The 12743-nt window shown below is 63.4% G+C and carries 13 protein-coding genes and 1 tRNA gene; 5 read left to right on the forward strand and 9 right to left on the reverse strand.

Annotated features, from left to right (window positions below):
• The first annotated feature begins 35 nt into the window (after positions 1 to 35).
• From LB565_RS05780 to ptsP, 4 genes are read left to right on the forward strand one after another with little or no spacing between them, the layout of a single operon-like run.
• Entirely contained in the window at positions 36 to 803 is a 768-nt protein-coding gene (locus LB565_RS05780) for a PTS glucitol/sorbitol transporter subunit IIC (RefSeq protein ID WP_224582194.1), read from the forward strand.
• 15 nt (positions 804 to 818) lie between these two features.
• Positions 819 to 1823, forward strand: a complete 1005-nt coding sequence (locus LB565_RS05785) for a PTS glucitol/sorbitol transporter subunit IIB (RefSeq protein ID WP_224582195.1) — start codon at positions 819 to 821, stop codon at positions 1821 to 1823.
• Positions 1824 to 1849: 26 nt separating this feature from the next.
• The gene (locus tag LB565_RS05790; RefSeq protein ID WP_224582196.1) at positions 1850 to 2230 is read left to right on the forward strand and encodes a PTS glucitol/sorbitol transporter subunit IIA; all 381 of its coding nucleotides are present in this window, start codon (positions 1850 to 1852) and stop codon (positions 2228 to 2230) included.
• Between the two features lie 47 nt (positions 2231 to 2277).
• Positions 2278 to 4263: a phosphoenolpyruvate--protein phosphotransferase gene (ptsP, locus tag LB565_RS05795; protein WP_224582197.1), complete on the forward strand. Its 1986-nt coding sequence runs from the start codon at positions 2278 to 2280 to the stop codon at positions 4261 to 4263.
• A gap of 17 nt (positions 4264 to 4280) precedes the next feature.
• Here the strand turns inward: ptsP and LB565_RS05800 are convergent, their stop codons facing one another.
• Complete coding sequence (locus LB565_RS05800; protein WP_224582198.1) at positions 4281 to 5066, reverse strand: hypothetical protein; 786 nt, start codon at positions 5064 to 5066, stop codon at positions 4281 to 4283.
• A gap of 152 nt (positions 5067 to 5218) precedes the next feature.
• On the opposite strand from LB565_RS05800, the gene LB565_RS05805 reads away from it, so the two are divergent.
• The gene (locus tag LB565_RS05805; protein WP_224582199.1) at positions 5219 to 6232 is read left to right on the forward strand and encodes a sugar-binding transcriptional regulator; all 1014 of its coding nucleotides are present in this window, start codon (positions 5219 to 5221) and stop codon (positions 6230 to 6232) included.
• A 78-nt stretch (positions 6233 to 6310) separates the two neighbouring features.
• Here LB565_RS05805 and LB565_RS05810 read toward each other — a convergent pair whose 3' ends face one another.
• The 8 genes from LB565_RS05810 to LB565_RS05845 form a co-directional block, all read right to left on the reverse strand.
• On the reverse strand, positions 6311 to 6973 hold the full coding sequence (locus LB565_RS05810) for a 2-hydroxychromene-2-carboxylate isomerase (protein WP_224582200.1): 663 nt from the start codon (positions 6971 to 6973) through the stop codon (positions 6311 to 6313).
• Positions 6974 to 7035: 62 nt separating this feature from the next.
• Positions 7036 to 7182 (reverse strand): hypothetical protein, encoded by a 147-nt coding sequence (locus LB565_RS05815; protein WP_224582201.1) that lies wholly within the window; start codon positions 7180 to 7182, stop codon positions 7036 to 7038.
• 10 nt (positions 7183 to 7192) lie between these two features.
• Positions 7193 to 7411, reverse strand: coding sequence for a hypothetical protein (locus LB565_RS05820; RefSeq protein ID WP_224582202.1), 219 nt, complete (start codon positions 7409 to 7411; stop codon positions 7193 to 7195).
• A gap of 44 nt (positions 7412 to 7455) precedes the next feature.
• The gene (locus LB565_RS05825) at positions 7456 to 7908 is read right to left on the reverse strand and encodes a YybH family protein (protein ID WP_224582203.1); all 453 of its coding nucleotides are present in this window, start codon (positions 7906 to 7908) and stop codon (positions 7456 to 7458) included.
• A 73-nt stretch (positions 7909 to 7981) separates the two neighbouring features.
• Positions 7982 to 9196 (reverse strand): CynX/NimT family MFS transporter, encoded by a 1215-nt coding sequence (locus tag LB565_RS05830; protein ID WP_224582204.1) that lies wholly within the window; start codon positions 9194 to 9196, stop codon positions 7982 to 7984.
• A 450-nt stretch (positions 9197 to 9646) separates the two neighbouring features.
• A tRNA-Pro gene (locus LB565_RS05835) sits at positions 9647 to 9723 on the reverse strand.
• A gap of 54 nt (positions 9724 to 9777) precedes the next feature.
• Entirely contained in the window at positions 9778 to 11025 is a 1248-nt protein-coding gene (locus tag LB565_RS05840) for an O-antigen ligase family protein (RefSeq protein WP_263488393.1), read from the reverse strand.
• A gap of 113 nt (positions 11026 to 11138) precedes the next feature.
• Positions 11139 to 12674: an undecaprenyl-phosphate glucose phosphotransferase gene (locus LB565_RS05845; protein WP_224582205.1), complete on the reverse strand. Its 1536-nt coding sequence runs from the start codon at positions 12672 to 12674 to the stop codon at positions 11139 to 11141.
• Positions 12675 to 12743: the final 69 nt, after the last annotated feature.

Raw genomic sequence — 12743 nt, forward strand, 5'->3', positions numbered from 1 at the left:
CTGGGAATGACCGGCAGGGGTCATAAGGAGGAGAAATGTCTGTAATTGCACTATTGGCGCAGCATGCCGACCTGGCGGTGCATAACCTGCATGTCGCAGGCACCATGGTCTCGGATGCTGCCTGGCACGGCAAGCTCGGCGTCGAGCATGCCACCGATCATCTCGTGGTCCTGGCGCAGGCGACGACCGACAATGCGCCGGTCACCGCCGATCAGCTGAAGGAACAGCTGAAGAACGTGCAGCAGGAAGAGCAGCTCGGCTGGCTGACCGCGATCGGCAAGTATTTCATCGGCATCTTCCAAAAGGGCGGCGAAGTGTTCGCCGGCTTCGTGACCGGCATCATCCCGACCCTGGTCGTGCTGATGACCGCCTTCTACGCCGTCACCGAATTGGTCGGCGAAGAGCGTGTCCACGGCCTGGCGCGCGGCGCCGGCCGCATCGCCCTGACCCGCTATACGGTGCTGCCGGTCCTGTCGGTGTTCTTCCTCACCAACCCGATGGCCTACACCTTCGGCTCCTTCCTGGAAGAAAAGCACAAGCCTGCCTTCTACGACGCGGCAGTGTCTTACGTGCATCCGCCGCTCGGCCTGTTCCCGCACATCAACCCCGGCGAATATTTCGTCTGGGGCGGCATGCTGGTCGCGCTGCTCGACCTCGAGAAGCGGGGCGTCATCGCCAATGGCTACCACGTCAAGGTGGCGATCTGGTACGCCATCGTCGGCCTCGTCGTCATCCTGCTGAAGGGCATCCTGACCGAGCGCATCACGGCCATCATGGCACGCCGCCAGGGCGTCGAGCTCTAAGGGCGGGAGGATACCATGGCCAAGACATACAAGGCAGTAAAGATCTCGAGGGGTTCCACCGGTTGGGGCGGGCCTCTGGTGATCGAGCCGACCGAACAGCGCAACAAGGTCGTGTCGGTAACCGGCGGCGGCATTCATCCGGTGGCGCAGCTCATCGCCGACATGACCGGCGCCCAGGCGGTCGACGGCTTCAAGTCGCCGCCGATCGAAAGCGAGATGGCGGTCGTCGTCGTCGACTGCGGCGGCACCGCGCGCTGCGGCGTCTATCCGCGCAAGCGTATCCCGACCGTCAATCTGACGCCGGTCGGCCAGGCGGGTCCGCTCGCCCAGTTCATCACGGAAGACATCTACGTTTCGGGCGTGAAGCCGGCCAACGTCACAATGGCGGATGGATCCGAACCGGTCACCACTGCGGGGGGAGCAGCATCGATGAGTTCAAGCAACAACACCACTGCCAGGGCGGCCGAGCCGCTGCCGAGCGAAGGCGGGCTTATCGGCCTGATCAGTTCGATCGGCCGCGTCATGGGCCGTGTGGTCGGCATCTTCTTCAATTCCGGCCGCCGCACCATCGATCAGGTTGTCCGCAACGTGCTGCCCTTCATGGCCTTCGTGACCATGCTGATCGGCCTGATCCTCTACACCGGCATCGGCGACGTGCTGGCGCAGCCGATGGGACCTTTAGCCAACAACATCGTCGGCCTGCTGGTCATCTCGGCCATCTGCGGGCTGCCGTTCCTGTCGCCCATCCTGGGGCCGGGCGCTGTCATCGCCCAGGTCATCGGCGTCGCCATTATCGGCCCGCAGATCGCCAACGGCACCATCTCGCCCGCAATGGCCCTGCCGGCGCTGTTTGCCTACAACACGCAGGTGGGCTGCGACTTCGTTCCCGTTGGTCTGGCGCTCGGTGAGGCCAAGCCGAAGACGATCGAAATCGGCGTCCCGGCGGTGCTCATCAGCCGCCAGATCATGGGGCCGGTCTCCGTGCTGATCGCATGGATCGTCTCCCTGATCGTGTTCTAAAAACGCGTAACAACGAGGTTCGCCATATGTCGGTTCTTCTCAAGACGCGGGTCACAGCTATAGGACCCGAAGTGGCGGACCTCGCCGAGGGCGGCGTGGTCATCCTTTTCGCGGATGGCTCGCCTCCCGAACTGGCGGAGGTTTCCGTGCTGCATAAGACGGAAGAAGGCCCGAGCGACGATGCGCCGGCGACGGGCGCCTCGATCACGCTCGGACCGATTTCGGCGACGATAACGGCGGTCGGCTCCACGGCCTGGAGCAAGGTCCGCGAAATGGGTCATGTCGTGATCTCCTTCAACGGAGCATCCGAGGCCGAACGGCCGGGCGAGGTTTGCGCATCCGAGGTCGATACCGGGGCGCTCGTGGCGGCGCTGACGCCAGGCGCTGTCATCACCATCGCCGCCTGATAGTATCCGCGCTGTCTGTCGACCGCGCCCAAACCTAGAGTATTGCCATGGAACGCTCGACAATCGTCAGAGTGCACGAAGGTTTGCACGCCCGTCCCGCCACGCGGTTCGTGAAACTCGCCAAGGGTTTCGAATCCGATGTCGAGCTGGTCAAGGACGGCAAGGCGGTCAGCGCCAAGAGCTCGGTCAAGCTGATGCTCCTGGCGGTCAAGGAGAACCAGGAAGTCACCGTGCGCGCCAACGGCGCCGACGCGATCGAGGCGATCGAGGCGCTGATCGGCTATCTTGAGAACCCGCGCGCCGGCCTCGACGATGAGAACGACGGGGGTGAAGCTGGCCCTGAAACCGCAGCCGCGGCGCCCGCTCGTGAGGGCGGGCCGCCTGCCGCCACAGCGGTAGATGGAACCCCGAAACTTCAAGGCGTCGCCGCAAGCGAGGGCGTGGCGGTCGGGCCGGCCTTTGCCCATTTCCCGCCGGAGATCGAGGGACCGGGCAGGCGTCTGCAGGCCGATGAGATCGAAGGCGAGCTCAAGCGCTTCCGCGGCGCCGTCGCCAGCGTCCAGTCCCGCATGGACCGCACGCTTGCCGAGAACAATCTCTCCGCCGGCGACCGTGGCATCGTCGCGGCCCTGCGCGACATCGCCGCCGACGACAGCCTGACCGGCGAAGTCGAAAGGTTGATCAAAGGCGGTGACGATGCGGTCTCGGCGGTCATCGCGGCCGCGGCCACCATCGCCGCCGATTTCAGCGCGGTCGACGACCATTATCTCAACGCCCGGGCCGACGACGTCCATGCCGTCGGCCGGCAGATCTGCCTGGCGCTGCTCGGCCAGGACGAGCTCAGCCTGGAAACCATACCGCAAGGCGCGATCCTCATTGCCGACGACATCGGCGCCTGGGATTTGGCGCGCGCGCCGCTGAAGCGCATCGGCGGCGTGGTCTGCGGCCATGGCGGTGCCACCTCGCACATCGCCATCATCGCCCGCTCGCACGGCATTCCGGCCGTGCTGGGTCTCGGCGACAAGATCAACGAGCTGCGCACCGCCAGGGAGGTGGCGATCGACGGCAATGCCGGACATGTGATCGTCGATCCGGACGAGGCCGCGCGCGCAGACTTCAGCCGGCGTGTCGAGGCAGCGGCGCAGGAGCGCGCCGGGCTAAAAGTGTTCAAGAACGTGACCCCGACCCGCGCCGACGGCACGGTGATCGAGGTCGCGGCCAATATCGGCTCGCTGGAGGAGATCGAGGCGGCGCAGAAAGCAGGCGCCATGGGCGTCGGCCTGTTCCGCACCGAGCTGCTCTTCATGCGCCACATGCATCTGCCGTCGGAAGAGATGCAGGCCGGGACCTACAGCGCGCTGGCCAAGGCATTCGCGCCGCATCCGGTCATCGTGCGCACGCTCGACATCGGCGGCGACAAGCCGATCGCGGGCATCGAGTTTCCGGACGAAGAAAACCCGTTCCTCGGCTGGCGCGGCATCCGTATGTGCCTGGATCGGCCAGACATCTTCAAGCGCCAGTTGCGGGCGCTGCTCAGGGCCGCCGTCCACGGCAACATCAAGGTGATGCTGCCGATGGTCTCGGAGATTGGTGAGGTCACGCGCACCCGCGCGCTGGTCGACGAGTGCGCGGCTGAATTGAAGGCGGAGGGCGTGCCGCATGCCGATTTCGATCTCGGCGTGATGATCGAGACGCCCGCCGCCGTGCTGATCGCGCCCGCGCTGGCCAAGGAAGTGGCATTCTTCTCGATCGGCACCAACGACCTCACCCAGTACATCATGGCCGCCGACCGTCTCAATCCCACCGTCGCCAAGCTCAATGACGTCACCAATCCTGCGGTGATGTCGGCGATCGAGCTGACGGCCAAGGCCGGTGTCGCCGCCGGCATCATGGTGGGCATGTGCGGCGAGGCCGCCGGCCGTCCGGACCTGATCCCGACCTTCATCGGGATGGGCCTGACGGAGCTCAGCATGAGCCCGGCCTCGATCCAGCGCGCCAAGAAGACCATCGCGGCCATGGCGGCCGAGCAATAGCGGATAATTCGCGGCGGTTACGTCAGATGCGCGAGCAGGGTGGCGAGAACCGGTGTCAGTTCCTGGACGGCATTGGCCTGGACGCAGGCCCGCCGGATGCGATCCTCCCGCACTTGGGCCGCCAGCACTGCGATCTCGAGAATGTCGGGCTCGGGCGTGCCGCCGTCCGCCTTGGTCGCCAGTCCGCTGGCAAGCACCACGGGCGCAAGGCACCTGATGTCGAGAGACCGGTCGCCGGCGATCGCCGGGCCTGTCCCGGTCTCGCCAGGCTGAACCGGACGGTGATTGAGGCATTCGACGAGGAGAGCCGCGCAGGCCGCCGCGACCTGGTCCGTGGAGGCCGTTTCCGCAGTCGCGCCGGCCAGAAGATCCGCGTGGCGCTTGCGCATCGCGACATGCACTGCCGAAAAACTCGCCTCGTGAACGCGGGGATTGTCGATGCCGTAGCCGGCGAGAACCGCGCGGGTCAGATAATACATGTCACGCCTGAACTGACGCTCGCCGCTGATCTGCCGGTCTTCGTCGCCGTGCGGGAAATAGGCTCGCAGGCTTTTCACGGTCGTGCCGTCGACCTTGAGCGGCCGGAAATGCGGAACGAAGGATTCGGCGATCGTCAGCGCCTCGTCGACGGCGCTCGCGGCATGGCCGAGCAGGCTGCGGCCCGGAAAGGGCGGCAAATTGGTGGCGATGTCGCGTGGGGTTTCGCCGGCGCTGTCGTGGCGGCTTTGGCGGATCGCGTCGCGCAGTTCCCGAAGCCGGTCCTTCAGGTTGGCGCGGACATCCTCGGAGATTTGTCGCAGCATCGCCAATCGCCTCGAAATGCTGAAGCCGCTCACGGCTTGGGGCGCCAGTCGCCCTCTCTAGATTGTTCGTCCCGATTGGTAGATCAATAGACGATATTTAACCAGCATGCAGAATCGGCGAGGCGGTGCCATCGCCGGAGTTGGAGGGGAACTTGGGCAGGCGACGGCAGGGCGAACCAGAAAACGGCAGGGCGGCGGCCGAGGCATCCGAGCAGGTCGTCAGCGAAAGCCGGACCGACCGCCTCAGGATCCGCGCCGCCTGGATGTATTTCGTCGAACAGATGACGCAAAACGAGATTGCCGACGTGCTCGGCGTCGGCCGCGTGACCATCGTGCGCATGCTGGCCGAGGCAAGGGCGCGCAACGAGGTGAAGATCACCATCGAGAGCGAGCTTTTGGAGATCGTGCGGCTGGAGCGCGCGTTGGAACAGACCTTCGGACTACAGCAGGCGCTGGTGGCGCCGCTCACCGATCCCAATGCCGACCCGATCCCGGCAATCGCCGCCAAGACCGGCATGTTCCTGTCCGATGCGATGAAATCCGGCATGCGGGTCGGCGTCGGTTGGGGCGTGACGTTGTTCAACACCTTGCCCTTCATCAGCGCCAAATCGCTCACCGATTTCAGTGTGATCTCGCTGCTTGGCGGCGTCGGCGTCGCGCGGCGGGTCAATCCGGCAGAATTCGCCTGGCGCTTTGCCCAGATCTTCCAGGGCGACGGCTATCTGATGCCGACGCCGGCCGTCGTCGACAGCGTCGAGACCAAGATCGCGCTGGTCGAACGCTGCGGCCTGCAGGAGATATTCGAGATGGCCGACGCGCTCGACGCCGTGCTGCTCAGCGTCGGCGGCATTGCTTCGGCCACCACCTTCTCGCGCGGCGGCTTCCTCAAGGAAGCGGACCGCGAGGCGCTGCTTGCGCGCGGCGCCGTCGGCGACCTTCTGTTCCATTTCTACGACCGCAATGGCGACTTGGTCGACCACCCCGTCAACAGCCATGTGATGTCGGTCGATGTCGATCGCCTGCGCAAGGCGCCGATCCGCATCCTCACCTCAGGCGGCGCGGAGAAGACCGAGGCGCTGCTCGGCGCCATGAACCTGATCGTGCCGACCATCCTGATCACCGACGAGGAAAGCGCGCGGCGCATGCTGGCCGCGCATGGGGCTTAGGCAGCGGGCATAAACGCACCACGCACGGTTCGTACCGCCTTCGCGGGGGGAGCGGCGGACCGGCAGGAGCGCGCCAGGTTACGATTTGGCCCGGGGTCTGTCCGGCTGTTCGTCTCGCCAGACAGCCGGGTAATATGGTGATGTTTGCAGCTTATGTCGGCCGACGGCCCAAGCCAGCGCCTCTTCGAGCCTATCGTCGCCCCAGAAAGTTTCGCCCTCCACGACGAATGCCGGAGCGCCGAAAATGCCATAGTTGCGGGCCGCATCCGTTTCCGCCTCGAGACGCTCATGGGCGCTGGGCTGGTCGGCCTTGGCAATCACATCATCGACATCTTGCCCCAGGGGAGGCAGCACATGTTCCAGATGGCCGCGATCGCCCAGTGCCATGCCTTCCAGGTACCAGGCCCTGAAGCTTGCCACGGTGTAGGCCTCGCACCAGCCCTCTTCGGCCGCCACCATGGCGGTGCGATTGGCCAGAAGGTTCGGATCAGTCGGCCAGGTCGGGGGCCGAACATATGGCACGCCGTGCGTTGCCGCACGCCGCTCCACATCGCGCCACATGTACTTCACCTTTGCCGTCTGGGTGCGGAGGGCAATATTGTTCTCGGCCATGACGGTGCGGACATTGAAGGGGCGCCATCGAACGGCAACGCCCGACTGCTTCGCCATGGCGCCAATGCGCATCACCGACAGATATGAGTAGCCGCTCCCGAAGAAATAGAAGAAGTCGAGTTGCTTCACTTCCACCGCCTCCCTCAATCTGCATTCCGCTCGAGCGCGTCGTCGGCTCGAGATCAGCCCCGTCAGGCCGAAATGATCGCCCATAGCTGCGTCACCCCCATCGCAAGAACGAGGGTGACGCTTGCTCCGATGAACAGCGCCGTGGGTATCTGCTTCAGGTGAGCGCCGAAGCGGCTGGCTGAGAAGTCCTCGACTGCATCGTCCAGCATTGCCTTTAAGTCATCCATGGCGGCCTTGGCTGCCAAGACCCCATAAACCGTGATCGCGACCAAAATCGTCGCGAGCGCGAACCTGGCGGCTAGTCCCGCTGATGGTCCGTGCCAATATCGCGAACATAGTCGCGATATTGGCGAAAAAAATGATCGCATACGTCTGCGTCAGATGGGCAAGTCGCGCAGCCGCCGCCACCAAGTATTGATCAACGGTGAGTTTCGCCATGTTCTCCTCCGGCAAGTGACCTGCTTGGGCAGCCATGCTAAACTTCATTTCGCGGGATCGGAGTTCCATATATCCCGGTAGAGCTTCCAGTTGCCGTCTTGTCCTTTCTTCCAGACCACCACATACTTCCCGGTGGTTTCCACCAGCTTCGAATCCTTACCCGGTGCCTTGAGGGAGAAAGTCCCGGACTCGTATGCAAGATCTCCGCTTTCCTGGACCTCAAGCGTGGTGAGCGTGAGATCCGATATGCCCATATCGATCGCGCCCTGCCACAGTTTTTGGATATTCTGGCGACCGTCGACTCGCGCCATATCTGGCGGGAATGCGGCCGCATCGTCCGCGTACTTCGACGCGACTCCGGCCGCATCCTTACTGTTGTAGGCCTTCACGAACTCTGCATTAGCGGCTTCAATGGCTTCTTTCGCAGACTGGGCCTGGGCCGATCCGAGGCAGAGCGACATGAAAACAACGACCAGCAGATAATGATTGAAAGTCATCTCATCCTCCCGTGTTCCAGTCTCTGGTTACTAGCTTCTCCACAGTGGAGAGGAATAGTTTTGCTTGCGTGTTTTACGTTGATGGAAGGGCAGCAGGCCGATTCCGGCCAGCAACGATACGGCGGAAGAGCAACAGAATGACCGGACAAACCAGGAGCGCGACGGCCCCGAAATCCAGCGCCGCGCTGGCGGAGCCGAGCGACGTGGAAAGCTTTCCGCCAATCGCCGATCCAACCGGGCTCCCGGCATAGAAGGTCGTATAGAATATTCCCATTCCGATCGCCCGCGTCTTTGGCTCGAGCACGCGCGCAGGAAGGCTCATGATGGCACCGGCAGGCAGGCCGCAAACGGTCCCGACGGCCATGACGACAGGAAGCACCTGGCCGCTTCGCGACAGGAGAACCGTCGACAGCGCAAAGCCAATGCAGCCTGCGACAATGATAGCTTCGCCGCGCTTGGTCAGATCAGCGAGGAAGTCTCCGAAGGGAACCGAAATCGCCGTGAGCCACAGCACGATGCTGATCGTTGATCCAGCTGCAGCCATGGACCAGCCTCGCTCGACGAGCATCGTTGGGCCGAAACTGAAGATCATCACCAAACCGAGATTGTAGAGACACCAGATCGAGCTGGCGGCAATCACCGCATAGACCGTTTCCGAGGTCACACTGCCTGGCTCGCCGTCAACGGAGACGGCCGCCGCCGGCGCGCGGTAGAAAAAAGCCATGAGGACAAGGCCAATCAGGATCCACCCTGCGACGGCAAGATTGACGAGATGAAGCCCGAACCTTGTTGCGATCCATGGCAGGAGCATGAGCGAGATTGCGATGCCTACCGGCCACGAGTTGACGAAAATGGCCATCGCGGTTGCGATTTCACGACCGGCAAACCAGTCGGCGACCATCTTGGTCATCAGAACGCTCAGGAGAATGCCGCCAGTGCCGGCAATCAGCCGGCCTGCGATTTGCACGCTCCATGACGCCGACGCAGTCATCAGCAATTCGCCAGCCAGCATCGCCAGGATCGCGGCGAGGACCGTCGCCTTGTCGCCGTAGCGGCGCCCGATAGCGCCGCCGGGGAAGGCGAGCAGGACGCCCGGCGCAAAGTAGATTCCGATAAGGATCCCGATGTCAGCCAAGCTCGCGCCGAGGCTTTGGCCAAGCTGTGGCGCTACAGCCCCGACGCTGCCAAACTGAAAGGCGAAGGCGGCGCGAGCGACGAACAAGACAGCAAGAATGGTCCAGCGGCTTCGCACTTGGATCCCTCCCAGCCGCCGCGCGGCGAGCGGCATGCTCTTCTTATATTAGCAGAACGACATGTAACCCGCTAGGCGATAAGGGGTGGGGCACGGTCCTCGCTTCCTAAAGAAGCATCTCACGCCTGCTGTGCAGGTCGGGCTCGTGAACCCTTGCTAGTCGAAAGCCTGTCATATCGTTCAACAGCGTAAGCGGTCTTTGCCGATGTCAAGGTGGCAGGCTAACATTGGGCATCACTCCGTGCGCTGAACGTGCTGAGCGACATCGACGGTCAGTACACCGTCTTCGTCCTTGATTAGGATAGCGAACCGTCCGTAGCCGGCTTGGCTTTCTGGCGTCGGCACGCCAACATTCGTTCGCTCAGTTCGGGACGTTTTCGGGCCTCTTCGTTCCGGAACGGGCGATTTGAACGCCTTATGTTCGGAATTTGCGTGAGGGGCCAAAAGGCACCTCGGCAAATAGGCTAGGGATTTCAAGGCTTTAAATGGTCGGAGTGGCCGGATTCGAACCGACGACCCCTTGACCCCCAGTCAAGTGCGCTACCGGGCTGCGCTACACTCCGGACCGGGTGGCGATGTATCGTGATAAGGCGGTGCGGGTCAACCGAATTCGGTGCCTATCGCGCAGGTGACATTGCAAGGAGGGATTCAGGTCTCGCCAGCCGCAATTCCCGCTGGTGCCGGTACTCCAGCGCAATTGCGCCCCAGACCAGGCCGAGCAGCAGGTAGAGGTGGCGCCAGTGGTCGATGTCGATGAAGGTGCCGAGCCCGATATTGCCGAGATAGGCGACATAGGCGCAAAGCAGATAGGGCTGCCATGGCCGGTCGCGCAACAGGATGCGGAAGCCGGCCCCGATCGTCCATAGCGTCAGCGTCAGGAACGAGACGAAGCCGAGCCAGCCATAGTCCATCAGCGCCTTCAGCCAGATGTCGTGCGTGTCCTCGCCATAGATCGTGCCGAAGACCAGCGGGCCGATGCCGAACGGGTGCTCCATCGCCAGCTGAAAGCCGATCGAATAGCGGGCGAAGCGGCCAAGCCGCGCCGAATCATAGCTCTGCTCGAGTTGCGCGCGCTGCGTGAACATGTCCGACACGCCGGGCAACTGCAGGATGACGATGAAGGCGATGACCAGCAGCGCCATGGCCGCGATCGTCATCACCACGACCCGCAGCCGGAACTTGCCGCTGGCGCTCTGCAGGAAGAGGCACGCGGTGAGCAGCACCGCCGACACGGCAAACATGCCCCAGGCGCCGCGCGAGAAGGAGAAGAAGATGCCGGCGCTGATGATGAGCAGCGGCACGGCCAGAAGCGGCATCCGTGGCACCGGGCCGGTCAGGAGCAGGTAGAGCAGGTAGGTGCCGGGCAGCACCAGGAATGGGCCGAACACGTTCGGGTCCTGGAAAGCGCCGGCGGCGCGGTCGTATTTGGTGAACATTTCCGCGCCCGGAAACGCATGGAAGTAGCCGGCGATGCCGAGCAGCGACGTCGCCACCGCCGACACGACATAGGCGATGAAGATCAGCCGGTAGAGGCTCGGCTGGACCGAGGTCACCGAAGCGAAGAACACCGCGCTGAAGGCCAAAAACAGCGAGACGGCGAGATAGAGCGGCGTGTTGGCGAGGTCCGCCATCTGCGTCATGGCGATCATGCCGCCGGTGTTCATCGCCACCAGAAGCACCAGCAAGGGCACGATCGCGCGCGAGATCCGAAGCCCGAACAGCGCCAAGACCGCGATCAGCCCGGCCATGTAGATCTCGTAAGGCGCGGGTTCGCTGATGACGAAGCCGGAGAGCAGGATGCCGATGCCGATCGCCGCCGACGCGATCAGCGAGATCAACTTCGCGTTGACCGCCTGCGGCGGCAACTTGTTGACCGCCCGCGCTTGCAACTGGTTGACCGCCTGCGGCTGCAACTGGTTGACCGCCTGCGGCGGCAATTTGTTGACCGCCCCCGGCTGCAACTCATGGGCGACGGCGCTCAATAGGCGTTTTCCGTGTTGAGCAGGCGGATCGGCGTCAGGAACAGGATGCGCAGGTCGAACAGCATCGACCAGTTCTCGATGTAATAGAGGTCGTATTCGGTGCGCATGCGGATCTTTTCATTGGTGTCCATCTCGCCGCGCCAGCCGTTGATCTGCGCCCATCCGGTGACGCCGGGCTTGACCTTGTGGCGGGCGAAATAGCCGTCGACCACTTCGTTGTAGAGCAGGTTATGCGACTGCGCGGCGATGGCATGCGGGCGTGGCCCGACTAGCGACAGCGAACCGAAGAGCGAGTTGAAGAACTGCGGCAGCTCGTCGATCGACGTCTTGCGGATGAAGCGTCCGACGCGCGTGACACGCGGATCGTTCTTGGTCACCGTCTGCTTGGCGGTTGGATCGGACCGGTCGGTAAACATCGAGCGGAACTTGTAGACCTCGATGATCTCGTTGTTGAAGCCGTGCCGCTTCTGCTTGAACAGCACGGGACCCTTGCTGTCGAGCTTGATGGCGATCGCGGTGGCGAGCATCACCGGCGAAAAGAGGATGATGCCGACAAGCGAGAAGACGATGTCGAAGGCGCGCTTGGCGACCGAATCCCAATCGTTGATCGGCTTGTCGAAGATGTCGAGCATCGGCACCGAGCCGATATAGGAATAGGCGCGGGGCCTGAACTGCAGCGCATTCGAATGCGCCGAGAGCCGGATGTCGACCGGCAGAACCCAGAGCTTCTTCAGAAGCTGCAACACGCGCGATTCGGCGGTTAGCGGCAGCGACACGATCAGCATGTCGATGCGCGCGATGCGGGCGAATTCGATGAGCTCCGAGATCGTACCCAGCTTCGGATAGCCAGCGACGATCGGCGGCGAGCGCTTGTCGTTGCGGTCGTCGAAGATGCCGCAGATGCGGATGTCGTTGTAAGGCTGCTTCTCGACCGAACGGATCAACTGCTCGGCCGTCTTGCCGCCGCCGACGATGAGCGCGCGACGCTCCATGCGGCCGTCGCGCGCCCAGCGCCGGATTAGGCTGGACATTACGAGTCTCAGGCCGAAGATCAGCACGAAGCCGACCACGAACCACGTGCCGAACAACAGGCGCGAATAGTCTTCCGACGCCTTGATGGCGAAGGCGGTGAGCGCCATCAGCGCGAAGCTGCCGGCCCAGACAAGCAGCACCCGGCCGAAATTGGCGAGGGGGCGCATCAGCGCCGCGATCTGGTAGCTGTCGGTAACGTCGAGCAGCACCACGGCCAGGAACGATGTCGCCGCCATAGCCAGCGGATATTGCCAGGCCAGATAGGTGAAGAAGCCGACATAGTAGAAATAGACGCCGAGCCCCGACAGGAAGAGCACTGCGAACTCGACCATGCGCAGCACGCCGCTGACCATGATCGGCGACATGGTATCGCGCCGGTATTGCGAAGCGACCTGGCGCGCCACATCGTTGATGCCGCCAGGCTTGTCGCCATCGGCGGGAGCATCGTAGTTGCGCACCGCATCCATGGAAAAGCGGTGCGCGGGGTCGATCTCATTCATGGGAACTGTCCGCGAGCTTCGCGCAACTGCATAGCAAAAGAGAGCTAAGAAACCCTTGAAACAACCGGT

This window comes from Mesorhizobium sp. CA14 (genome assembly GCF_020165195.1).
Taxonomy (GTDB): domain Bacteria; phylum Pseudomonadota; class Alphaproteobacteria; order Rhizobiales; family Rhizobiaceae; genus Mesorhizobium.

Bases quoted from the DNA above. Each gene is read 5' to 3' on its own strand.
- LB565_RS05780 (WP_224582194.1), top strand. From the start codon at position 36: ATGTCTGTAATTGCACTATTGGCGCAGCATGCCGACCTGGCGGTGCAT.
- LB565_RS05785 (WP_224582195.1), top strand. From the start codon at position 819: ATGGCCAAGACATACAAGGCAGTAAAGATCTCGAGGGGTTCCACCGGT.
- LB565_RS05790 (WP_224582196.1), top strand. From the start codon at position 1,850: ATGTCGGTTCTTCTCAAGACGCGGGTCACAGCTATAGGACCCGAAGTG.
- ptsP (WP_224582197.1), top strand. From the start codon at position 2,278: ATGGAACGCTCGACAATCGTCAGAGTGCACGAAGGTTTGCACGCCCGT.
- LB565_RS05800 (WP_224582198.1), bottom strand. From the start codon at position 5,066: ATGCTGCGACAAATCTCCGAGGATGTCCGCGCCAACCTGAAGGACCGG.
- LB565_RS05815 (WP_224582201.1), bottom strand. From the start codon at position 7,182: ATGCTGGACGATGCAGTCGAGGACTTCTCAGCCAGCCGCTTCGGCGCT.
- LB565_RS05820 (WP_224582202.1), bottom strand. From the start codon at position 7,411: ATGGCGAAACTCACCGTTGATCAATACTTGGTGGCGGCGGCTGCGCGA.
- LB565_RS05825 (WP_224582203.1), bottom strand. From the start codon at position 7,908: ATGACTTTCAATCATTATCTGCTGGTCGTTGTTTTCATGTCGCTCTGC.
- LB565_RS05830 (WP_224582204.1), bottom strand. From the start codon at position 9,196: ATGCCGCTCGCCGCGCGGCGGCTGGGAGGGATCCAAGTGCGAAGCCGC.
- LB565_RS05845 (WP_224582205.1), bottom strand. From the start codon at position 12,674: ATGAATGAGATCGACCCCGCGCACCGCTTTTCCATGGATGCGGTGCGC.